Source organism: Halorussus marinus, from assembly GCF_004765795.1.
GTDB classification, from domain to species: domain Archaea; phylum Halobacteriota; class Halobacteria; order Halobacteriales; family Haladaptataceae; genus Halorussus; species Halorussus marinus.
Window position 1 is genome coordinate 197,758 of the sequence record NZ_SBIV01000007.1, and the last position, 19,510, is coordinate 217,267.

Genomic DNA, 19,510 nt, shown 5'->3' on the forward strand with positions numbered 1-19,510 from the left:
GAGACCCAAATACGGGTTTGAGCGTTCCTCACGACATTATGAACTGGAAACCTCTTTCCCCACGTGAACCGACGGACGTACCTTGCATCTGTATGTGCTGCTGGCGTCGCCGCAACAGCAGGATGTAGTACAATTTCGGGTAGCAAAACACTCTCTGAACCGACTGTAAATACGGAATCTAGCGGGAGGAAGGCTCTCATTTTCACAGAGAACGACGAGGAGGTCGGTCACTTAAGTGTCGATGGAAGCGTGACATCCGGACGTATCGATCTATCGACCGAGATATGGCACCGGGGCGGGACGAACGTGGAATCGATCAAACTGAGAGTTTGGATGCCCGAAACAGCAATGGAATCCCCCGCAGAGGTCGCCGTCGTCTCGCCAGTGGAAGGGGATAGCTCTCCACCACCATCGGTAGCACTCTATACGCCTGATCAAGCGCTCGGAACGATCATCGAGATCACCGATTTAGACGACCTCGCAGACGAAACCATCAGCACACTCAATCTCATCGTAATTCCGGGGTCAGAAACGGCTACACGCCTCAATATCCACACAACCATCGAACTCTCGGGTGGCGGCACTCTCAGTAGTGACTACACGCTGGATGGCGAACTCCAGTTAGTGTATCCACATCTCAGTGATAAGTGACGGACCGGCCCTCCACTGATCGAGAATCAGTTACCACCACTCGGATTGCAGACGCGGTCTTACCGCTGACTCGGTCGTTCAGATCTACAATCATCACCCGCAAATCGTTCAGGATAGGTAGTATACATAGGTGTATAGCCGGTTGAGTATCCGAATCACTATGACACTCCAACCGGGATAGCACCCACATGAAGCGGCGTGCCCTTCTCTTACTCGGTGTGACTTCGCTGTTCGGCGGCTGTCTCGAAATTGGCGAGAACCGGCCACAACCACAGCTCGCATGGATTTGGTTACAGAACGACCGTGAGGAAGAGTACGAAGTTGACGTGGTCGTCGAAGAGGACGGTAAGTCGGTGTTTTCCGAAACGTACCAGTTGGGAGCGACGTCGGATACTGCAAACATCAACGTGGAGGACCCTGTCGATGAGCCAGGTCACTACGTCGTCCGGACCATGATGGATGGCGAAACCCGTGAGGTCGATATAGCCGAGTTCGTTGACGGCGACGAGAACTGCGTCGGAGTTCGATTCTCGTTACTCAACAATGGAAGTGTAGAGTACTGGCCGAAATCCATGCAGCAATGTTAGGTTTGCACTTTTCAGCGACCAGCTGTTTCGGACGAGTATGAGTCTGAAGAGAAGGATTTAAACAGAGCCAAACCCTCGACTCTTCAACCCTGAGAGACGATAATCTCCAAACTTTGTGAAGTTACAAAAGGTGTTACCAGCTACGCCACTATCCAAGAGCGATGGTTATTATGAGTTAGTTTCTCCGGGGAAAGAGGATGTACGACAAGATTTTGCTCTCAACTGACGGGGCGTTGCTTTTGAGGAGGCTGAATCTCACGCAATCGCGGTAGCAGAGGCCAGCCGACTGGCAGAGGTGATTGTACAGTATGCTGACGCCGAAGATATGGATCTACTTGTGCTCGGACGAAACACCGACCGGAAGAATACCGGGCTTTGCTTAGAAGCGTAACCGACCGCGTCCTGCGATTGACGACCCGCCCAGCAACCGTCGTGAAGACGGAAGTCGACGAGTAGCGGAAGAACAGTCAGTAACGGCCGCCGTCAGGCGTGAGTCGAGCACGCCGGCGTTCGAACTCCTCGTCGTCGATTTCGCCACGAGCGTACCGTTCCTGGAGGACAGCGAGTGCGCTATCCTCGGTGGGGCCGTCCGATGACGACCGCGTTGTCAGCCAGTAGACGATGTAGACGGGGAGGGCGATTAGAAGTGCCATCCACAGCAAACCGATCAACATTATCCCCCAGCTCCATATTCCCCACCCGGCCATGTGACCATCATTCCACATCCCGTCATGCCAGTCCCACATAACTGTATCTGGAACAGCAGCATGCGTCAGGGTCATTCCAATGATGACGGCTAGCGTCAGTGCTCCGATGACGATGAGTCCCAGAGAACGAATCCCGCGTGATTGAATTGGATTTTGCATTATTGTACTCCTGAAGAGAGTTCGGCGTGGTTAGCCGAGGATGTATTCGAGGGCGGGGTAGCGCTCGACGAGCGCTTCTCCACCGATCTCGTACTGTTCGATGTACTGGTCGAGCCCGAGGATGCGGCCCGCGGCGAACGCGGCGACCGCGAGGAACACGAGCATGTACGCGAAGTCCCCGTTGATGAACCCGTGGCCCATGTCCCAGTTGCCGAAGTAGAACATGAGCATCATGAGCGCGCCGAAGAACGCCGCGAGGCGGACGAACGCGCCGACGAGCAGGCCCAGTCCGATGAACAGCTCGCCCCACGGGACAGCGACGTTGGCGAATTCGACGAACCACGGCGTCGAGCCCATCCACGCGAACAGGCCCGCGAGCGGGTTCCCGTTGGTCGCCGCGACGTTCGACAGGTAGCCGCCAGCGCCGAACTCGCCGGTGATCTTCGTGAACCCAGAGTACGCGAACGCGTACCCCATCATGAGACGGAGCGCGAGCACGAACCACGCACTGAGACTGTGAACTTTCCCGCCGACGGTCAGGCCGCCGACTCTGCTCTCGAGCTGGTTCATGCCGGAGTCAAGTGTGGACATAGTTATTGCACCTTCAACTATCAGTACGGAGGCAGAGACGATATAGTAGCGAGCCGGCGTTCTGAGTCAGAAAATCGGCGGGCTATATTACGCTCCTGTCGCGAGTAGAGACGTGTGACCGAGGAGTCCGACCCGTCGGAAATCTTCGCTACACTCAACGACGAGTACGCTCGCGACATCCTCGTGGCGACGAAGACCGACCGACTGTCTGCGAAGGAACTCAGCGAGGAATGTGACATGTCACGCCCGACCGTCTCACGCCGTGTCACCCGCCTCGTCGAGCAGGGCCTCCTCGAGGAGTATACGCACGTCGACCCCGGGGGACGACACTACAGCGAGTATGAGGCGCGCCTCGAACGCATCGAAATCCTCCTGCAGGCGGAGGGCTTCGACGTCAACATCGACATCCGGCCTGACCCCGCCGACCGGATTACGACCATCTTCGAGGAAATGCGGGGAGACTGAATCATGGACCACACGCTATTCGTCATCGGCAAACTGTTCACGACCGCGTTAGCACTGGTCATCGCATATCAGGCCTATCGCGGGTACCAACGACATCACACGCAGTTACTCCTGTACGTCGCCGCCGGCTTCGCATTGGTCGGGCTTGGCGGCCTCCTTGAAGGCGTCCTCTTCGAACTCCTCCAGGTGTCGATCTTCGAAGCAGGATTCGTCGCAGCACTCGTCACCGCAGCCGGGATGCTGTCTATCCTCTACGCCCTGTATGCCCCGAATCCATAAGGATTCAGGACGCCCATTCGACAAGCGGCCTCTGCGCGTCGTGCCCGGTTCGAAGCCGCTACTGTTCGGACTCCCCTCGTTCTCGATAGTGTAGCGTCGTAGTGGGAGTTATATCCATATCGGTCGTACCATATCGTATGATTCGAACACTCGTCGGTGTCCTCGGCGCTATCTCAGCGCTGTTCCCGGACGAAATCGTCGAGCTCTTCGAGAAACTCGCCATTTCGAATCCAGACGAGGGAACAGTGAGAGGGTGGATACGTCCAGCAGTCCGGTCGGAGGGTGTTCTGATAGCTGCGCTTTCACTCTTTAACGGGCGAGCATACGCATTGCTGATGAATCTTACCGGCGTGTTCGGTGCGATAGTCCTCTTATTTCCCGACCTGTATCAGAGATTTGCCACCGCGTTCCTGTACGAGCGTCCAGAGTCGATAGAATGGAACGAGCGATTCCGCTTGGGCATTCGGGCTATCGGCGCACTCTATGTCTTTTTAGCGGCGAAGACGTACAGAGAGCGTCACAACGATACTTGAGCCACCTCGCTATTGACACCTGGCGCATCCGATGTCTAGTTCGTTACGGCCGCAGGTATCACTTTGAATCTAAAGTTTGAGCCCCACGATATCAGTATGATCGAAGGGGAAATCCGCTAAAGAGAGGAGGCCGTGTGTATCCCTGTATGACGACGACGATCATCGTGGAAGGCATGACGTGCGGTCACTGTGAGCAGACGGTCGAAGAGGCCCTCGAAGAGGTATCCGGCGTGACTGACGTGACCGTCGACAGGGAGAGCGAACAGGCGAGCGTCGATGGTGAGGCAAATGTCACAGCTCTCGTGGAGGCCGTCGAAGACGCCGGGTACACCGCTTACGCCTGAGAATCGCGCGGACCACTCCGAGACAACGGCCAACCGTTGTCTTTGAAGCTTCGCTACGCTGGTCCTGCTGTACAGTTCAGTGGGGAAGATTCAGGGGGCCAGCGGATCCACCTCTACAGAGAATATGGGCTATGGACGACCACAAAGATACAAATGAGAATCCCCCTGGAGGGGAACACCAGCAGGACGACAGCAGTCACCAGCACGAACACGGCGAGCAGGATGAATCGGACGCCGAGTCGGACGAGCAGCGGGTAGAACAGGAGCTACTGGAAGAAGAGGCACACCCTGCTGCGGAGAGTGAGACAGTGCTCGACGAGCAGCACGAGCACGCTGGACACGAGGGCGAAGGACACGACCACGGTTCCCATGAGAGCCACGGTGAGGGGCATGGCGGGATGCACGAGGGCCACGAGCAGATGTTCCGCCGGCGCTTCTTCGTCTCGACGCTCCTGTCGATCCCAGTCCTGCTATACAGCGAAATGCTGCAGGAGTGGCTCGGGTTCTCCGTCCCCGCGTTCCCGGGCAGCGAGTGGATCAACCCCGTCTTCGCGGTCATCGTCTTCGCGTACGGTGGGATGCCGTTCCTCCAGATGGCGGTACCGGAACTGAAAGATCGGTCGCCGGGGATGATGACGCTCATCTCGATGGCGATCACCGTCGCGTTCGTCTACAGCCTCGCGAGCGTGGTCTTCCCGACGCAGTCGGCGTTCTTCTGGGAACTCGTCACCCTGATCGACATTATGCTGCTGGGGCACTGGATCGAGATGCGGTCGGTGCGACGGGCCTCGAGTGCGGTCGACGAACTGGCGAAGCTGATGCCGGACACCGCCGAGCGGATTACCGACGGCGGCGACACTGAGGAGGTCCCGGTGAGTGAACTCTCCGAGGGCGACCTCGTACTCGTCCGGCCGGGTGCGAGTGTCCCTGCTGACGGCGTCGTCGAAGAGGGAGACTCCGACGTCAACGAGTCCATGATCACGGGCGAATCGAAACCGGTCTCGAAAGACCCCGGCGACGAGGTCATCGGTGGGACGATCAACGGCGACGGCAGCCTCCGCGTGCGCGTCGGTGCGACGGGCGAGGAGACGACGCTCGCGGGAATCATGCGCCTCGTCGAGGAAGCCCAGCAGAGCAAATCCAAGACACAGGTACTGGCCGACAGAGCGGCAGGCTGGCTGTTCTACGTCGCCCTCGCGGCGGCAGTCGTGACAGCAATCGCGTGGACGCTCGCGGTCTCATTCGACGCAACGGTCATCGAGCGCGTCGTCACAGTGCTCGTCATCGCCTGCCCGCACGCACTCGGGCTCGCCATCCCCCTAGTGGTCGCAATCAACACGTCATTGGCGGCTCGCAACGGGATGCTGGTCCGGGACCGTATCGCGATGGAGGAGGCGCGGAACCTGGACGCCATCATCTTCGACAAGACGGGGACGCTCACCGAAGGCGAACACGGCGTCGTCGACATGGCGACCGTCGAGGGCGTGGAAGAGGACGACGCTCTCGCGCTGGCAGCAGCCGTCGAAAGCGATTCCGAACACATGATCGCGCGAGCCATACGCGAGGCCGCCGACGAGCAGGACCTCACCGCACCTGACGCGACCGACTTCGAGGCGATCAAAGGCCGGGGCGTCCGTGCGAACGTCGACGGAAATGAGGTGTACGTCGGCGGGCCAAACCTGTTAACCCAACTCGATAGCGAGATACCCGACCATCTCCGCCGCTTCGCTGACGAGGCGGGACAGAACGCTCAGACGGTGGTATACCTTGTTCGTGAAGGCGAGCTGATTGCCGCGTTCGCGATGGCTGACGTAATCCGTGAGGAGAGTTTTCGTGTCGTCGATACCCTCCACGATCTGGGCATCGAGGTGGCGATGTTGACTGGGGACTCCCAGGATGTCGCCAACGCTGTCGCCGACGAACTGGGCATCGACACGGTGTTCGCGGAGGTCCTCCCCGAAGACAAGGACGAGAAAGTTCAGGAGCTTCAGGACCAGGGCAAGCTCGTCGGGATGGTCGGCGACGGGGTGAACGACGCGCCGGCGCTGACGCGGGCCGACGTCGGTATCGCGATCGGGAGCGGCACCGACGTCGCCGTCCAGTCGGCCGACGTCATCCTCGTCCAGAACAACCCGATGGACGTCGTTCGGCTCGTGAAACTCAGTAAGGCGAGCTACCGGAAGATGCAGGAGAACATCGTCTGGGCGGCCGGCTACAACGTGTTCGCAATTCCGCTCGCAGCAGGCGTCTTGGCACCGATCGGGATTCTGCTCTCCCCCGCTGTGGGTGCGCTCCTGATGTCGTTGAGTACAGTAATCGTCGCGATCAACGCTCAGCTGCTCCGCCGCGTGGACCTGTCCATCCCCGAGCTTCCAAGCGGGACACCAGCGACTGACGCACAACCTGCAGACTGAAACGCTCCCGATCGCTTCGGAGCTTCTTTCAATTGAGTTCGGTTGATGGACAGCAAATGGCGACACTGCGTGATTTCGGTGGGTATCGCTATGCAGTCACCGATTCCACAGTTTTCCCGAGGGATACGTAGTTTGGTATACACAGACGCTTCCTCTGATGGACTACATTGTTGCACCAGCACTAGGTTTATACCGCTTGACGGACTTCTTTCCACCATGAGCCTCGAAGAGACAGTTGACTACCTCGCCGAGGAACTCGACCTCGAGCGAAGTGAACACGTTCGCGAGGTCGGACAGTCGGTCGCCGAGCTTCGCGACTGATCAGAACATTTCTCTGAAGTCCCGTTCGACCAGTCCGTTCTCCAGATACGTGAGGAACTCTTGTTTCGTTGGTCCTTGACGGTCAAGTAGATCGTCCCGTCCTGCTCGTTCGAGAACTGCCTGCGCGAAGTCCGTACAGTGAGATTCGTGCTGCCCAGCATACTCTGTGAGGGCTTCTCTCCAGTGCATATCCAGCTCGAACTCGGCTAATCGGATTTGGATCCCGTCTTTCCGTTCGACGACGTCGACGTCCAAGTCTTCGAGTTGCTTGAAACGGAGGTTGTTCCGGCGGACAGTAATGAGCCGTTTGGAATCGACGATATAGGGATCGACCCACTCTCGCCAGGAATCGTCGTCGACGTGCGTTCGTGGCATCTCAAAATCCGGGTCCACACTCTCAATACAGAACTGCAGCATCGCGATGCCAGTTCGATGATTCGCATTCGGGAGGGAATGTCGGAGGATCAAATTCGACATCACCTCTCCAGCGACGGTCGGAAGCGGTGCTTCCCAGGAGACGTGATCGAGTGCCTGCTGGATCTTTTGTGGTTCGAACTCCTTGTAGAGCCGGAACTCATCCTCATCTCGAACTTCGACCGCGGCTTCGAGCAACTCTACTAATCGGAATGCGACAACCTGCCCAGCACGGGGGAGGTCACGAATACGATCGCTCAGCCATTCCTGATCAAAGTCGATATCTTGCGCTGATTCGATCTCTGAATCGCCTTCATAGAGCACATAGACCGGAGCTTCGAAGGGGTACCCGATGAGCTTTGTCGACTCGTCGGATTGCTCTTGCTGAGACCGGATCTCTGCTACCGATGCCGAGCTATATTTGAGTGAGAAATTCTCGGCCTGTGGGTGATGATAGAAGACGAGCCGAGCCATCTCAATGCGTATTCGTGGGAAGTGGGTAAAGCAGTCCCGCTTTGATATTGAGTTCTACTCGCCTGGTTCTACGACGTAGTGGGTGCGTTCACGTCCTCTAAATACTGGCTTTCCCACTCACGTCGCGCCTCGATCTCCCGCACTCCGCGTTGTGTGACCGTGTACACGTTCGTCCGTTTGTCGAGTTCACCTTTCTCCAGGAGGCCTTTGCCGACGAGGTCGTCGAGGTTTGGATAGAGCCGCCCATGATTGATCTCTTGTTCGTAGTAGTCGTCGAGTTCGGCCTTTACTGCGAGCCCGTGTGGTTCCTCGAGCCCGGCGATAACGTACAAGACGTCCCGCTGGAACCCGGTTAGATCGTGCATCCGTCTGCTCCCTATTTTTGAGGGATGGCATATGTTCTCTCTGGTACTCAGAAGCAGAGCTTCGGATCGAGGATATCTACCAGTACACTCGTCTCCAAACAGCGCTTAATACCCATGCCTCTGTATCACCGGTAATGGCGCTTCGGCCGAGGTCGCCGTTGAGGTTCCATGGCTGTGCTCGGTCAGCTGTCAGCCGGTGGTAATCAATTGTGTCTTCATCTCAATCCTCATCTTCCACGTGCGCGCTTTGTGGTAGGGCTGTCCCTGACGATAGAGTCGTGGGTGAGAACGACACCGTCTTCTGCTGTGATGGATGTCGAAACGTCCATCGAGTACTCGGTGGCGATGGAGTCCACAGTCGGATGGACCCGACAGACGACCCCATGCGCGAGTCCGGTGCTGGGGCGGGCGAACGCGATGCGGATACCCCTCGATTAGGGTCTGAGGAACGAGCTTTCTTTCAGGTCGACGGGATGCACTGTGCGACGTGTGAAGCATTTCTTGAATCAGTCGCCGAGGACTGCGAGGGTGTTGTAGACGTGGCAGCAAGCTACGTCACCGAGACGGTTCGTATCACATACGACCCTGATCGCGTCTCGAAGGAAACTCTCTGTGATACCCTGAGTACACTCGGCTATTCGGCAACCCTCCGTGCTGGAGGGAGCGATGACACACCGACTATAATCGGACAGTCGCGCCGGTCGGACGAGCCGAATGAACGAGGGATTGACGAGGTGCTGGGATTCCGTTACGCTGCTGGCGTCATTTTCGGGACGTTCATGCTCCTCCCATATGCGGTCCTCCTCTATCCGGCGCAGCTCTCGTCGTTCTTTGGTGAGGGGACGCTCGATATGTACGCGAGTACGTCCGGGATCGGCGGTGGAGATGGCCTGTTGATCCTCCCGCTCTTTCTCGTTCTGACGGGTGTCGTCCTCGTGTTTACCGGCCTGCCGCTGTTACAGGGTGCGTATGTCAGTCTGAAGATGCGACAGCCGAATACGGACTTTCTCGTCGCGATCACCGTGGTGAGCGCCTACGTGTACAGCACGATTGCCTTTCTCCTCGGTCGACTCGACGTTTTCTACGACCTCACGATCGTGGTTGCCGCGAGTGTGGTGGCCGCCATCTTCTACGAATCACTGAGCAAGCAGCGAGCGATGGATCGCCTGACGAATCTCACTATCTCCCACGTCACCGAAGCCAGGCGGTATGGCGCCGATGGGACGACGATGGTCGACGTACACAGTCTGGAACCCGGGGAACGGGTTCTCGTCCGTGAGGGCGAACGCATCCCAGTCGATGGTGTTCTCGCTGAGAGTGAGTGCACGGTCGATGAAGCGATCGTGACGGGCGAGTCGCTCCCGGTATCGAAACAAGCTGGGGACGAGGTCGTCGGCGGGGCGGTCGTCACAAATGGGGCTGCTGTCCTCACGGTGAGCGATGGGACAACCAGTAGTATCGATCGCCTCGTCACCTCTGTCTGGAATCTCCAGAGTGGGGATCACGGTGTCCAGCGGCAGGCCGATAAGCTCGCGTCAGTCATCATCCCGGTCGTCGTCGGTGGGGCGGTACTCGCTGGATTGGGGTCGCTTCTGGTGGGGACTGGTATTCCCGTCGCCGTCCTGACGGCGCTGGTAGTTCTCTTAGTGGGATGTCCGTGGGCACTTGGCCTGGCAACCCCGCTCTCGGTGGCAACCAGTATCGAACAAGCGGTAGAGCGGGGCATCGTCATCTTCGACGAGACAGTCTTCGAGCGCCTTCGGAACGTCGACGTCGTCGTCTTCGACAAAACAGGGACTCTCACGACCGGCCAGATGGATGTCCTCGAGGTGGATGCACCGTCGGATCTCCTTGAAACCGTCGCGGCCCTCGAACAGCGAGCATCCCACCCAGCGGCCGACGCAATCGTGAATACGTTTGCACAAAGGAATCAGGAGGGCGATCGCTCAAGAGCCGATGGGGGGGTTGCCGATGGCAGTGACCACGAGTACGCAGCGGACATCACCGAATTCACGAGCCACGCGACCGGCGTCGAAGGAGTCGTCGAGGACACGCGCGTTCTCGTCGGGAATCTCGATCTCTTCGCGGAACTTGGGTGGTCGGTGAGCGAGCAGATCGAGACGCGTGCCGCAGAGGCACGAACGGCCGGTCACCTTCCGGTCGTCGTCGGTCGTGACGGTCATGCAGAGGGCGTCGTCGTCGTGGGGGACGAACCACGGGCAGGTTGGGATGACACACTCACGCAGCTGAATGACCGTGATATCGAGATCGTTGTTCTGACCGGTGATGACGAGGCTGCTACTGACTTTCTCGACAGTCATCCTGCCGTCGATCACGTGTTTGCGGGGGTCCCGCCGGCAGGCAAGACCGCGACGATCCGGCGGTTACAGTCCCGGGGACAGGTTACAATGGTTGGTGATGGAACGAACGATGCACCGGCTCTTGCGACCGCAGACCTGGGAATCTCGCTCGGTGGTGGAACGGCACTCGCGTCCGATGCCGCGGATATTTCTATCGTCGATGATGACCTCGCGGCGGTGGAGACGACGTTCGATCTCGCAGATGCAGCTCGTCGGCGTGTCAAACAGAACAACGGGCTAGCGCTGCTCTATAATGGGGTCACGATGCCACTCGCAGCGACGGGGTTGCTGAATCCGGTGTTCGCGATGGGTGCGGTCGTGGCGACCGGCGGTCTCCTCGCAGCGAATTCGTTTCGAGACCTGCTTCACGAGTAGCGGCACCAACCCAGCGAAGCGGCAGATACCTGCTGTAACCGGGTGAAGACGATTCCTATCGCTTCATTCGAGCAATTCAAAGGCACCGAGCCCCGCGTACCCGACCGCAAAGCCCGCAACGATGATGCCTCCGGAGAGGACTTGGTAGAACGGCGTCGACGGGAGGAAGCCGGTTGCGAAGGTGCCGACAACGATCAGTACCGCTGCCAGTTCCAAAAACACGTACTGACGACGTTTTCCCCTCATATATTGAGGCATTTGTCCCCCTAGGTACCGTGAGATCACAGTAGATACCTTACCTCAGTCCGCCGGGATGATGGCAGCCGATTGATCGGGCTGTCGGGCTGCTTGGACCGAGTAGATTAGGCTCCCCGTGAAGAGGACGAAGCTTCCAACGATGAATACTGCACTGAGCGGCGAGGCCGAATCGACGAACACCCAGTAGAGAGGGGCGGCAATCGATGGCCCGGCAGCAAGTACCGCGATCTTCGCGACGAGTGGCCCACAGCATCCACAGGTACACGTCCCGACGATTGCAGCGCTTCCGGCGGTCCCTTCGGTCATGCCGGCTCGTTCCTCGACGCGCCAGTGACGGGCGATGAGAGCGGCGTTTAACCCGATGAGTGCGCTTAGCATCCCGACGACGATGACCTGGCCGGGTGACAGGGCTAGGAAGAACGGGATATGTATGAACGGGAGATGCGGAATCGCGATTTCGAGCGTCGGCCACGATACTAGCTGATAGATTGCGGGTAGAACGACGACCGTCACCTCTTCGGGGAAGCCCTCCTCGGGGAAAAACGAGAGGTATCCTGTTATAGAGACGAAAAAGAGTGCTAACACGACACCGACGCCGATGCCGAAGCGACGCGCAACCGGATCACGCATGACTGCGCGAATGACACTCCCTGCGTCCTTCCAGACAACGTAGCCGACTAGAATTGGTGTTCCGAGGACGATTGCGTACCCAAGTGGGTGTGTATCACTTGCCAGTCCAGGAATGAGGTAGGGGTACGAGATCCACAATCCCATGAGGATGCCGAGGAACGTGTATCGTGGGCGGGATGGCCAGCGGAGCCACCCAACGATGAAGCTCGCGACCATGATGCCCAAGCCACTCAGTAGGGCCAACGGCTGATACCACGACCGGGGGAACGGCATCGAACTCGCAGTATATGTCGGATCTGGGGAGAGCCCTTCGAAGAGAATTGCTCCGAGTGCCGTGATGGAGATCCCGACAAATACGCCGTAAAGGGCGGTTGTTGAGGTGATGCGATCGGTCCGTTTGAGAAGGATGAAGCCGCCGAGAATAACGGCACCAACGAAAGCAAGAAGTACACCGTGTCCTTGCGAGAGTCCACCGCTTCCGGTTGTACCGTGGGCGGACGCGACGGGAACCTGAGTGAGCGTAACAATTGCGGCAAGAAGTACAGAGAGTGGCCGAACAGACCCGATTCGAGTGGTCTGTCCACGGGAGGGATCTCCACGTGGGTGACGCTCTTCCGGTGACATTATTCTGTCTTGGACAGAGAGGCACTTCTACCTGACTGATTTACCTCTGATATCCTGGGCTTGACTGTCGTTAGATCCTGCTGGCTGTGGAAATATCCCCCTCCGAAAGTACGATCGGCACGGTGAATTCACTCGCCGTCCAGAAATACGAGGAACTGTATATGCTTGAAGAACCAGACCGGAAGAACGGCTCCAACCCCTGCAGCGAGTAGGAGACTATTCGATGCTGTCCACACGATCTGTCCAAGTACGGTGCCAATAATCAAGACGCCGTTGTATGCAATCGCATTCACCGCTAAATCGCCTCTTGACTCAGCCCGGGGCCATTTGATGAGACTGGGCCTGATTGCTGACGTCCGGCCGGATACTACTGCGATGAGAAGTCCGAGTAGGCCGGATACAAACCAGCCGAGTACAGCCGGTGGCCAGTTGTATACAACCGTTGCGGTGGCAAGAACAATCAGACACGGACTGGTGATTGTACCGATCTCTACGGAGGCATAGCGGGTCAAAATGTGTTCCTCAGTCCCTTGTTGTGCGGTAGCCATCTGTGAGGGTTATGGGTAGGGCAGTGGATCAGATCGGGGATGCTCCGTCGAGGATTTGAACCTCGGTCCTCGACGTGAGATGCCGAGATGGTTGGCCGAGCTACACCAACGGAGCAGCTTCAACTTGGAGCTTCAGTACTTCAGGTCTGGTCGGTGTCCTATTCAGTGGGAATCCGCCGTTTCCCCTTATGTTGGGGTCTTTGATAATGTGGTATGGAGCGTCGACAGGTTCTCAAGACAGCCGGAATTCTCGCAACAGGTGGCGTAACTGGTCTCGCTGGATGCAGTAGTTCGGGGAACGGAGACGGTGGCGGTGAGCCGACCACGACTGAAACGCAGGAGACAGCTGGTGGGTCTGGAGACTCGAATACTGTTATGATGGTCACTGACGGGAGCGAGTATTATTTCGATCCCATTGGTCTGTTCATCGAATCCGGGGAAACTGTGACATTCGAAATCCAGAGCGGCAGTCACTCGGCAACCGCCTACAAAGAGGGAACGAGCTCAGCATCAGTTACCCGGATTCCCGAAAGCGCAGAAACGTTCAATAGCGAAACGCTGAGTGAACAGGGCGCAACGTTCGAGCACACGTTCGAGACCACGGGGACGTACGATTACTTCTGTATCCCGCACAAGACTCTGGGGATGGTCGGTCGGATCGTCGTTGGCGAACCCGGCGGTCCCGCGGAGGGGAGTATGCCGCCGGACGGAGACGTCCCCGAAAGCCAGACCATCGTTGATCAAGGCAGCGTCTCGTACAGCTCGTTCTCCGGGTAGGCGGCCGCGTATACTGCGAGCTGTGCGCTCCGGAATCGCTTGTACACCATATGGCCGACATTGACTGTGCTTCGGACCGACAGTATGGAGACATACGCTGTCGATGACACTCGCACAAGGCCCGTGGCCGACATACACGGATGCTGCCCTCGATAGTGTTCTACGAGAACGACGTGAGGTTGAGCGCGAATGTCAAGCCTTCCAACGGTTTCGCCAGCGTATCCAGACCGTCGACACACAGACTCCTCGGTTCGAACGGTCCGTTGTTGGAGTGGATCAGAACCTTACATCCGAAGAGAAGTCGGTCCGTAATACCATCGAGCCGTGGTATCATGATACTGTGATGGCGGTCGACCACTACGGCGACGTGTACGGTGATTCGTTCGAGGCGAGCCTCAGTGCCGAATTCGGGGCCGATGTGTTGCTCCTGATCTCAGAAGCGACTACGTTCTCACCGCTCATCAAACAACGGCTCCTCGAGGCCGCACAGCAGTGTATTGACAACCGCCGAGTCTTTCTGGAGAGCCTCCAGGATGAATTCACTACCCTCAAAGACGTGCAATCTACAGTTCAAGAGATTCGAGAGGCGATAGCAGAACTTGATTCTACGAAATTACAGGGGAACTCAGATATTGAACTAACCGACCGATACGAGACGCTTCATACGTTGAATGATGAATGTAAGAGTTGGATCCAGCAACGGCAGGAGGAAATCCACGCTCATCGAATCGATCGGTCGGCAGACGTGGATGCCTACACTGACCTCTGTTCATATCTCTATGAGGGTCTGGAGGTTGATTATCCGGTATTGGCGACGTTTGTCGATATCTTGGAGATCATCTCCCAATATGAGTAGTCCTCTCTTTTACCTCCTACTCTGTCTTGACGTCGTCCTATGGCTGAACAGTAGTTGCTGATTTGGCTGCGATTAGTGCTGGCAAACTCAGCGATGGAATCGAGGAACTCCGTGCACCGGGTGCACGGCTTTCAGAATCGGCGTGAGTGGGCGTCGAACATGTTAGATAATCGACTCCGGCAATGACTGTGAAAGGGTGGGCTTCCGCTCGCACCGTGTCAATACCGGCTTCCAGCAAATCTACTTTGTTAACGGTTTTGTCTATCCGGTCACAACTGTACATATGGAATTCGACTTTGTGCGCTCGGTGGCCCCCCTTGTCGTAATTGTCGCCGTCGCGGCGATTGCGCTCACGACCGTGATGACCTCCTCGACGGTCTTTATGATGGTTCTGCCCTCGATGATTATCTTCTCGGTCATCGCGTTCTTCCTGGGAATGAAACATGGCGAGTTCCGCGCCAGTGCATAATAGGCCGACCCAGTAGCCGGAATCCGCTGTGTTGCGGTCCATGCTAGCCCCCAGCTGTGTTGATTCAGATTATTTCGATGACCGGTTCGCAGTCCTAGCGACGGCTGTTTTAGCGGGGTGATGTCGAACCAACAGGAGTCCACCTGGGTTGGGTAACCCCTATCGTTCAGTTAGATCCTGTCCTGGTCGTGGTGTAGAGGGTCTCTACGTGGAGTAGCCAGCGTACTCCATAAGTTGGTTGAAAATGTCAGTATCCATGACGGACCGATAGACCACGCCGGTGAGCATCCCGCCGGGATAGAACGTGCCGTTCATCACGTGGTTGACCTTGTGGCAGTGCATCAGGTAGATGCCGGGGTCTGCATCGGCAGTAAATTCGATCGTGTGTCGTTCAGCGGGGGCGACGTTCGTGACGTCCATGTCGTGGCGGGCAGCCTCTGGAATCGTCCCGCCGTCCTTTTCGACACGCTGGAAGCGGTGGTTATGGATATGCATCGGGTGCGACATGTATCCACCGTTGACGAGGTGGATGCGAACTGAGTCGCCCTCGTCGACGATGATCGGTGAGCCTTCTTCGGGGTGCAGCGTTCGGGGTGCGCTCTTCCCGTTGACGGTGAACACGTCCGGATTGCGACTGGCCGAATTGTATGTGAAGTCCGCCTCACCGGCCCACTTCCGCGGAACCCGCGAATCCCAGTCCTTGATCGTCATGAAGTATTCGCGGTCCGCCGGTTCGTAGCCTTCGGGATCAACTCGGTAGATCCCGTACATGCCCATGTCGATATGCCGGTGGGTCTGGAAGTGGCAATGGTAGAAATGCGTTCCAGGGACGTTAGCGGGAATCTCGTAGGTGTGTGTCTCCCCTGGCGGGACCTGAATCCCGGTCGTCGTCGGGACGCCGTCGTTCTCCCACGTCTTGCGAATTCCGTGGAAGTGAATCGTGTGGGGACGTCGGCCATCGGTGTTGTCGAGTGTCACCTCCATCGCGTTACCCTCGGTCGTTCTGAGAATTGGGCCTGGGACGCTGGGGTCGTTGTCGTCGGCCTGGAACGCCCAGACGCGTGGGAATTCGACGGGCCCACCCATTGTATCGAGCGGGTGGACGGCGTGGCGGGCCTGTTGAGTCCGCATCGTCACTCCACCACCCTGCTCGTCGACGTTGACGACTGTTGGAGGGCTGGTGTAGGGGAGATTAGGCGAGTCAGTTTGTGTCTGCGTGGCCGTATCGCTCGTTGCTGCTGGCTCGTTAGCTCCGCCCGCCGAACAGCCTGCTAACGAAGCGATACCCGTCGCGCCAGTTGCCGCGAGAAACTCACGCCGGGACAGTCCGGTTCCGGGTGCGCCGAAACGTGTGGTCATGATACACTCGGCATTTTGGTTGGCCTAAACATAGGGCGACTGCGGTGTCCCAATTCACGGGACAGTGCGTGGATATGTTCGGCAAAAGGCGAATGGAGATGGCGGCTTTTTATTTATACTTGTTCGCCGTTAGGAGTCTGAAATTGAGACGACAAAGTGGTCAGATTTTTAGAGTCCGCCCGTCGCCGTCAGATAGGCCCCTGCAAACTGCACCGCGTTATACGTCCCGTGAATCACAGCCGGCACTGTGAGGTTGTCCGTATACTCGTACGCTGCTCCCAGTACTAAGGCCAGGACGAATGCGATACCGATGTACACCAGTTTGCCTTCCCCTGACAACGAGAAGAGATGGATCGATGCGAACAGAGCGCTTGCGAGGATGATTGCACGAGCCGGATGGAGACTTTCACGGAGGGTGCCCTGTACGAGGCCCCGGAACAACAGCTCTTCTCCCGGGCCGACTAACAGGAATTGAAGGGGGATCAGAAGAAGGAATACACTCGGATTTTGTCGCCCGACCTCGACGATCTGATTCTGAGCCGAGTTCAGACCGAGGGCTGTGATTACTGAGGACGCCACAAAGAGCAACCCCAGGATCGCTATACTCCCGCCAACAATCACTGCTCCATCACGCTTGTCAGGTGAACGAACTGGAACGAATCCCAATCCGAGATCACGGCCTTTGAGATAAAGGATGGCGATGCCCCCAAACGTCACTCCTTGGAGGAAGAACGTGCTCACAACCAGTCTGAGGGCTGGGCGCGACGCGAGGTCGACTCCGAACAACCCGACTACCGTCGCGACGGCAAGGATTACGATAGCCCCCGCGACGTATGATCCATACGTGAGACCAATCGCCGAGGCGACAGACCGGAAACGAGATATCGACGACATTAATCAGATGTGAGCGTAGGGCTCCACCCTACAAGCTGGCTTCGATAGGTCGATTCCGGCGCTATTCATTCCAAGACATCCCGCGGTAGTGATTTTGTTCATAGCTGACGTTCAGGTTCGACGAGGTTGGATCCAGCGAGGACTGTAATTATCACGAGCACGAACGCGATGAGTGAGAGATTCGGAATTGTAAGTCCGAGCACCGGAGCCTGCCACTGGACAACTGCACAGGGGCCAGCAAAGGTGCATGAGGCCGTCGTTGCTTGGAGTACGGAGTGATATCCCGCGATTGAAGCTCCCACCACGGATAGTGGCACGACTGTTCGCCAGATTGTGTTGTGGCTCTCGAGGGCGGCAACGCCGAGAACGACGACAAGCGGATACATGAGGATACGTTGGTACCAGCAGAGGGTACACGGAACGAGACCGAGGCCGAGACTGAACCAGAGGCTTCCCAGGGTTGCAATCGCCGCGACGCCTGCCCCGCCTGCAAGCCAGAATCGTCCGTCGGACATCCATGACTCAGTTTGATCCAGCTGCATCTTCGATCAGCTGTCTTACTCGCTCTTCGTTTCCGAGTGGATTGACCGTCATGCCATCGATGAGGAGCGTGGGTGTGGCATCGACACCGACATCGCTCGCAGCCCTGTCAGTCGCCCGCAGCGCGTCGTCATACTGATTTTCTTGGATGGCCGTGCGGACCGACGCTGTCTCGGAGACGCCTGCGGCCTGAGCAAACTCGACCAATCTCTCGGCGGTCGCCCACTGGTCGCTCTCGGGTGGTTGATTCCCGAACACGTATTCGTGAAACGCCCAGTATGAGGCTGGGTCGGTGTTCCAGACGGCTAATCCGGCCTGACCGGCTGCCGGTGCATCGGGGCCCAAAAATGGGTCGCCACCGATATATGCCAGATTGCGGAACTCGAGCGCAATTGTTCCTGGTTCCACGTAGTCCGTCACGAGTTGTGAAAGCATCTCCGTACTGAACTGGGCGCAGTACGGACACTTCCAGCTCCCGAAGTATGTGACCATGACATCGGCATCAGCAGACCCCATCGTCGCATAGCGGAAGTCTCCAGGCGAGTCGGGAATCGGGGCAGTGGTAACGGCACCCGTATCACCTCCAGCAGTCGCGCCGTCATCCGGCTCAGTGCTCGTATTGTTAGAGAGAGCGGTGGCGCCGATCACGAGACCGGCAGTGGCGGCACCACCACCGCCGAGGAGAAGCTGTCGGCGGGTTAGTCCTCCGACAGCAGCTCCAACACCTCCCTCGGAGAGCCGCTCTGAGAACGTGAGTGAATCAACGGCTGTCTCAGCCCGTTTGTAATCCACACCTGAGAGGTCGTCGGGGTGCGCGACGAGCCAGTGTCTGTAGAGCTGCTCGTCAGTCTCGTCACCGAGTTGTTCGCCACAATAATGGCAGGCGCTGTGAACGTTCCATGTGTGGTCACGCGCTGCTCCAGCTGTTTCGAATTGATCTGTACAGATCGGGCAGGTATGGGCAGTCATTCGTGATCACTACTCCAAGTGTAGATTTCATAGGCTCCGTGTTCTGCTCTCATAGTGAGCTGAATCGTCGGTATCTGTGGCATTGTGTTATACGCAAGGGGTCATCAGCGGCGGAGATATGCGACGAGGCAGGTCGTCAGGAGACAGAGGAGAATGAGAATTGCCACGCCCAGATGCGTCGTCACGATGGTCGGTTGGAGATCTTCCGTGACGGTCAATCCTCCGAGGATAACCTGTAACGGAAGGAGGACGAGAGCGGCCGTGGCCGACCATTTGACAATCGGGGTATTACGGTGTGTCACCCACGCTCCAAGGGTCGTGCCGACGATCAGAACCCCGGCCGTCATCGCCAGTCCACGGTGAGCCCACTCAGCGAAGATTTGGAGTGCAGAGTATGGCGAGTTAGCAATGATCTCGGGTGGCTGTGTTGAATCGCTGTAAGGCGGAGAGATTCACTGTTTGACGAAGCGTTTGATGTTATAGACGACACACATCAGCGCGATCTCGCGGAACTCACGAAACCATGACCGCGCTCGCACGGCGAAGC

The 19,510-nt window shown here is 57.6% G+C and carries 23 protein-coding genes, 1 tRNA gene and 2 pseudogenes; 12 read left to right on the forward strand and 14 right to left on the reverse strand.

Annotated features, from left to right (window positions below; translation table 11 throughout):
- Positions 1-63: 63 nt before the first annotated feature.
- The 3 genes and pseudogenes from EPY72_RS19705 to EPY72_RS19865 all read left to right on the forward strand — a co-directional run.
- Entirely contained in the window at positions 64-651 is a 588-nt protein-coding gene (locus tag EPY72_RS19705) for a DUF8121 family protein (RefSeq protein WP_204365967.1), read from the forward strand.
- Between the two features lie 188 nt (positions 652-839).
- Positions 840-1,238 carry an Ig-like domain-containing protein gene (locus EPY72_RS14870; protein WP_004594588.1) on the forward strand — a complete coding sequence of 133 codons (399 nt, stop codon included), beginning with the start codon at positions 840-842 and terminating at the stop codon, positions 1,236-1,238.
- 283 nt (positions 1,239-1,521) lie between these two features.
- Positions 1,522-1,694: pseudogene (locus EPY72_RS19865) on the forward strand (universal stress protein); the annotation flags it as partial.
- 11 nt (positions 1,695-1,705) lie between these two features.
- On the opposite strand, the gene EPY72_RS14880 reads toward EPY72_RS19865, so the two are convergent.
- Positions 1,706-2,104, reverse strand: a complete 399-nt coding sequence (locus EPY72_RS14880) for an SHOCT domain-containing protein (protein WP_049909614.1) — start codon at positions 2,102-2,104, stop codon at positions 1,706-1,708.
- A 30-nt stretch (positions 2,105-2,134) separates the two neighbouring features.
- Complete coding sequence (locus EPY72_RS14885) at positions 2,135-2,695, reverse strand: DoxX family protein (RefSeq protein WP_004594586.1); 561 nt, start codon at positions 2,693-2,695, stop codon at positions 2,135-2,137.
- Between the two features lie 114 nt (positions 2,696-2,809).
- Between EPY72_RS14885 and EPY72_RS14890 the strand changes: the two genes are divergently transcribed.
- The 5 genes from EPY72_RS14890 (at position 2,810) to EPY72_RS14910 (ending at position 6,730) form a co-directional block, all read left to right on the forward strand.
- Positions 2,810-3,160 (forward strand): ArsR/SmtB family transcription factor, encoded by a 351-nt coding sequence (locus EPY72_RS14890; protein ID WP_004594585.1) that lies wholly within the window; start codon positions 2,810-2,812, stop codon positions 3,158-3,160.
- Between the two features lie 3 nt (positions 3,161-3,163).
- On the forward strand, positions 3,164-3,439 hold the full coding sequence (locus EPY72_RS14895) for a DUF7521 family protein (protein ID WP_004594584.1): 276 nt from the start codon (positions 3,164-3,166) through the stop codon (positions 3,437-3,439).
- 137 nt (positions 3,440-3,576) lie between these two features.
- Entirely contained in the window at positions 3,577-3,972 is a 396-nt protein-coding gene (locus EPY72_RS14900; RefSeq protein WP_004594583.1) for a hypothetical protein, read from the forward strand.
- A 146-nt stretch (positions 3,973-4,118) separates the two neighbouring features.
- Positions 4,119-4,316 carry a heavy-metal-associated domain-containing protein gene (locus EPY72_RS14905; RefSeq protein ID WP_004594582.1) on the forward strand — a complete coding sequence of 66 codons (198 nt, stop codon included), beginning with the start codon at positions 4,119-4,121 and terminating at the stop codon, positions 4,314-4,316.
- A gap of 131 nt (positions 4,317-4,447) precedes the next feature.
- Positions 4,448-6,730, forward strand: a complete 2,283-nt coding sequence (locus EPY72_RS14910) for a copper-translocating P-type ATPase (RefSeq protein ID WP_004594581.1) — start codon at positions 4,448-4,450, stop codon at positions 6,728-6,730.
- A 321-nt stretch (positions 6,731-7,051) separates the two neighbouring features.
- Here EPY72_RS14910 and EPY72_RS14915 read toward each other — a convergent pair whose 3' ends face one another.
- The gene (locus EPY72_RS14915) at positions 7,052-7,939 is read right to left on the reverse strand and encodes a DUF8172 family protein (protein ID WP_004594580.1); all 888 of its coding nucleotides are present in this window, start codon (positions 7,937-7,939) and stop codon (positions 7,052-7,054) included.
- Positions 7,940-8,007: 68 nt separating this feature from the next.
- Complete coding sequence (locus EPY72_RS14920; RefSeq protein ID WP_004594579.1) at positions 8,008-8,304, reverse strand: PadR family transcriptional regulator; 297 nt, start codon at positions 8,302-8,304, stop codon at positions 8,008-8,010.
- 362 nt (positions 8,305-8,666) lie between these two features.
- Between EPY72_RS14920 and EPY72_RS14925 the strand changes: the two genes are divergently transcribed.
- On the forward strand, positions 8,667-11,039 hold the full coding sequence (locus EPY72_RS14925; protein WP_004594578.1) for a heavy metal translocating P-type ATPase: 2,373 nt from the start codon (positions 8,667-8,669) through the stop codon (positions 11,037-11,039).
- A gap of 63 nt (positions 11,040-11,102) precedes the next feature.
- On the opposite strand, the gene EPY72_RS14930 is transcribed toward EPY72_RS14925, so the two are convergent.
- The 4 genes from EPY72_RS14930 to EPY72_RS14945 all read right to left on the reverse strand — a co-directional run bounded on the left by EPY72_RS14930 (position 11,103) and on the right by EPY72_RS14945 (position 13,214).
- Positions 11,103-11,285, reverse strand: coding sequence for a hypothetical protein (locus tag EPY72_RS14930; protein WP_225935282.1), 183 nt, complete (start codon positions 11,283-11,285; stop codon positions 11,103-11,105).
- Positions 11,286-11,339: 54 nt separating this feature from the next.
- Entirely contained in the window at positions 11,340-12,551 is a 1,212-nt protein-coding gene (locus EPY72_RS14935; protein WP_011222425.1) for a hypothetical protein, read from the reverse strand.
- A gap of 128 nt (positions 12,552-12,679) precedes the next feature.
- Complete coding sequence (locus EPY72_RS14940; protein WP_011222426.1) at positions 12,680-13,099, reverse strand: DUF8215 family protein; 420 nt, start codon at positions 13,097-13,099, stop codon at positions 12,680-12,682.
- 40 nt (positions 13,100-13,139) lie between these two features.
- Positions 13,140-13,214: transfer RNA gene (locus EPY72_RS14945), tRNA-Glu, on the reverse strand.
- 98 nt (positions 13,215-13,312) lie between these two features.
- Between EPY72_RS14945 and EPY72_RS14950 the strand changes: the two genes are divergently transcribed.
- From EPY72_RS14950 to EPY72_RS14960, 3 genes are all read left to right on the forward strand, one after another.
- Complete coding sequence (locus tag EPY72_RS14950) at positions 13,313-13,876, forward strand: plastocyanin/azurin family copper-binding protein (protein WP_011222427.1); 564 nt, start codon at positions 13,313-13,315, stop codon at positions 13,874-13,876.
- Positions 13,877-13,979: 103 nt separating this feature from the next.
- Complete coding sequence (locus EPY72_RS14955) at positions 13,980-14,732, forward strand: DUF7260 family protein (RefSeq protein WP_011222428.1); 753 nt, start codon at positions 13,980-13,982, stop codon at positions 14,730-14,732.
- Positions 14,733-15,015: 283 nt separating this feature from the next.
- A complete protein-coding gene (locus EPY72_RS14960) occupies positions 15,016-15,201 on the forward strand; it encodes a DUF7333 family protein (protein WP_011222429.1) in 186 nt (61 codons plus the stop codon).
- Between the two features lie 204 nt (positions 15,202-15,405).
- On the opposite strand, the gene EPY72_RS14965 is transcribed toward EPY72_RS14960, so the two are convergent.
- The 6 genes and pseudogenes from EPY72_RS14965 to EPY72_RS14990 form a co-directional block, all read right to left on the reverse strand.
- The gene (locus tag EPY72_RS14965; protein WP_004594571.1) at positions 15,406-16,560 is read right to left on the reverse strand and encodes a multicopper oxidase domain-containing protein; all 1,155 of its coding nucleotides are present in this window, start codon (positions 16,558-16,560) and stop codon (positions 15,406-15,408) included.
- Positions 16,561-16,728: 168 nt separating this feature from the next.
- Positions 16,729-17,301, reverse strand: coding sequence for a CPBP family intramembrane glutamic endopeptidase (locus tag EPY72_RS14970; RefSeq protein ID WP_225935283.1), 573 nt, complete (start codon positions 17,299-17,301; stop codon positions 16,729-16,731).
- A 251-nt stretch (positions 17,302-17,552) separates the two neighbouring features.
- Positions 17,553-17,969, reverse strand: coding sequence for a disulfide bond formation protein B (locus EPY72_RS14975; RefSeq protein WP_049909643.1), 417 nt, complete (start codon positions 17,967-17,969; stop codon positions 17,553-17,555).
- A 7-nt stretch (positions 17,970-17,976) separates the two neighbouring features.
- A complete protein-coding gene (locus tag EPY72_RS14980; RefSeq protein ID WP_004594568.1) occupies positions 17,977-18,963 on the reverse strand; it encodes a thioredoxin domain-containing protein in 987 nt (328 codons plus the stop codon).
- Positions 18,964-19,067: 104 nt separating this feature from the next.
- Complete coding sequence (locus EPY72_RS14985) at positions 19,068-19,415, reverse strand: COX15/CtaA family protein (RefSeq protein WP_135806945.1); 348 nt, start codon at positions 19,413-19,415, stop codon at positions 19,068-19,070.
- Positions 19,416-19,510: pseudogene (locus EPY72_RS14990) on the reverse strand (IS5/IS1182 family transposase); the annotation flags it as partial. It lies immediately after the preceding gene.

Coding starts and splice junctions, on each gene's coding strand:
- EPY72_RS14870 (WP_004594588.1), top strand. CDS start 840: ATGAAGCGGCGTGCCCTTCTCTTACTCGGTGTGACTTCGCTGTTCGGC.
- EPY72_RS14880 (WP_049909614.1), bottom strand. CDS start 2,104: ATGCAAAATCCAATTCAATCACGCGGGATTCGTTCTCTGGGACTCATC.
- EPY72_RS14885 (WP_004594586.1), bottom strand. CDS start 2,695: ATGTCCACACTTGACTCCGGCATGAACCAGCTCGAGAGCAGAGTCGGC.
- EPY72_RS14895 (WP_004594584.1), top strand. CDS start 3,164: ATGGACCACACGCTATTCGTCATCGGCAAACTGTTCACGACCGCGTTA.
- EPY72_RS14900 (WP_004594583.1), top strand. CDS start 3,577: ATGATTCGAACACTCGTCGGTGTCCTCGGCGCTATCTCAGCGCTGTTC.
- EPY72_RS14905 (WP_004594582.1), top strand. CDS start 4,119: ATGACGACGACGATCATCGTGGAAGGCATGACGTGCGGTCACTGTGAG.
- EPY72_RS14910 (WP_004594581.1), top strand. CDS start 4,448: ATGGACGACCACAAAGATACAAATGAGAATCCCCCTGGAGGGGAACAC.
- EPY72_RS14915 (WP_004594580.1), bottom strand. CDS start 7,939: ATGGCTCGGCTCGTCTTCTATCATCACCCACAGGCCGAGAATTTCTCA.
- EPY72_RS14920 (WP_004594579.1), bottom strand. CDS start 8,304: ATGCACGATCTAACCGGGTTCCAGCGGGACGTCTTGTACGTTATCGCC.
- EPY72_RS14925 (WP_004594578.1), top strand. CDS start 8,667: ATGGACCCGACAGACGACCCCATGCGCGAGTCCGGTGCTGGGGCGGGC.
- EPY72_RS14930 (WP_225935282.1), bottom strand. CDS start 11,285: ATGAGGGGAAAACGTCGTCAGTACGTGTTTTTGGAACTGGCAGCGGTA.
- EPY72_RS14935 (WP_011222425.1), bottom strand. CDS start 12,551: ATGTCACCGGAAGAGCGTCACCCACGTGGAGATCCCTCCCGTGGACAG.
- EPY72_RS14940 (WP_011222426.1), bottom strand. CDS start 13,099: ATGGCTACCGCACAACAAGGGACTGAGGAACACATTTTGACCCGCTAT.
- EPY72_RS14950 (WP_011222427.1), top strand. CDS start 13,313: ATGGAGCGTCGACAGGTTCTCAAGACAGCCGGAATTCTCGCAACAGGT.
- EPY72_RS14955 (WP_011222428.1), top strand. CDS start 13,980: ATGACACTCGCACAAGGCCCGTGGCCGACATACACGGATGCTGCCCTC.
- EPY72_RS14960 (WP_011222429.1), top strand. CDS start 15,016: ATGGAATTCGACTTTGTGCGCTCGGTGGCCCCCCTTGTCGTAATTGTC.
- EPY72_RS14965 (WP_004594571.1), bottom strand. CDS start 16,560: ATGACCACACGTTTCGGCGCACCCGGAACCGGACTGTCCCGGCGTGAG.
- EPY72_RS14975 (WP_049909643.1), bottom strand. CDS start 17,969: ATGTCCGACGGACGATTCTGGCTTGCAGGCGGGGCAGGCGTCGCGGCG.
- EPY72_RS14980 (WP_004594568.1), bottom strand. CDS start 18,963: ATGACTGCCCATACCTGCCCGATCTGTACAGATCAATTCGAAACAGCT.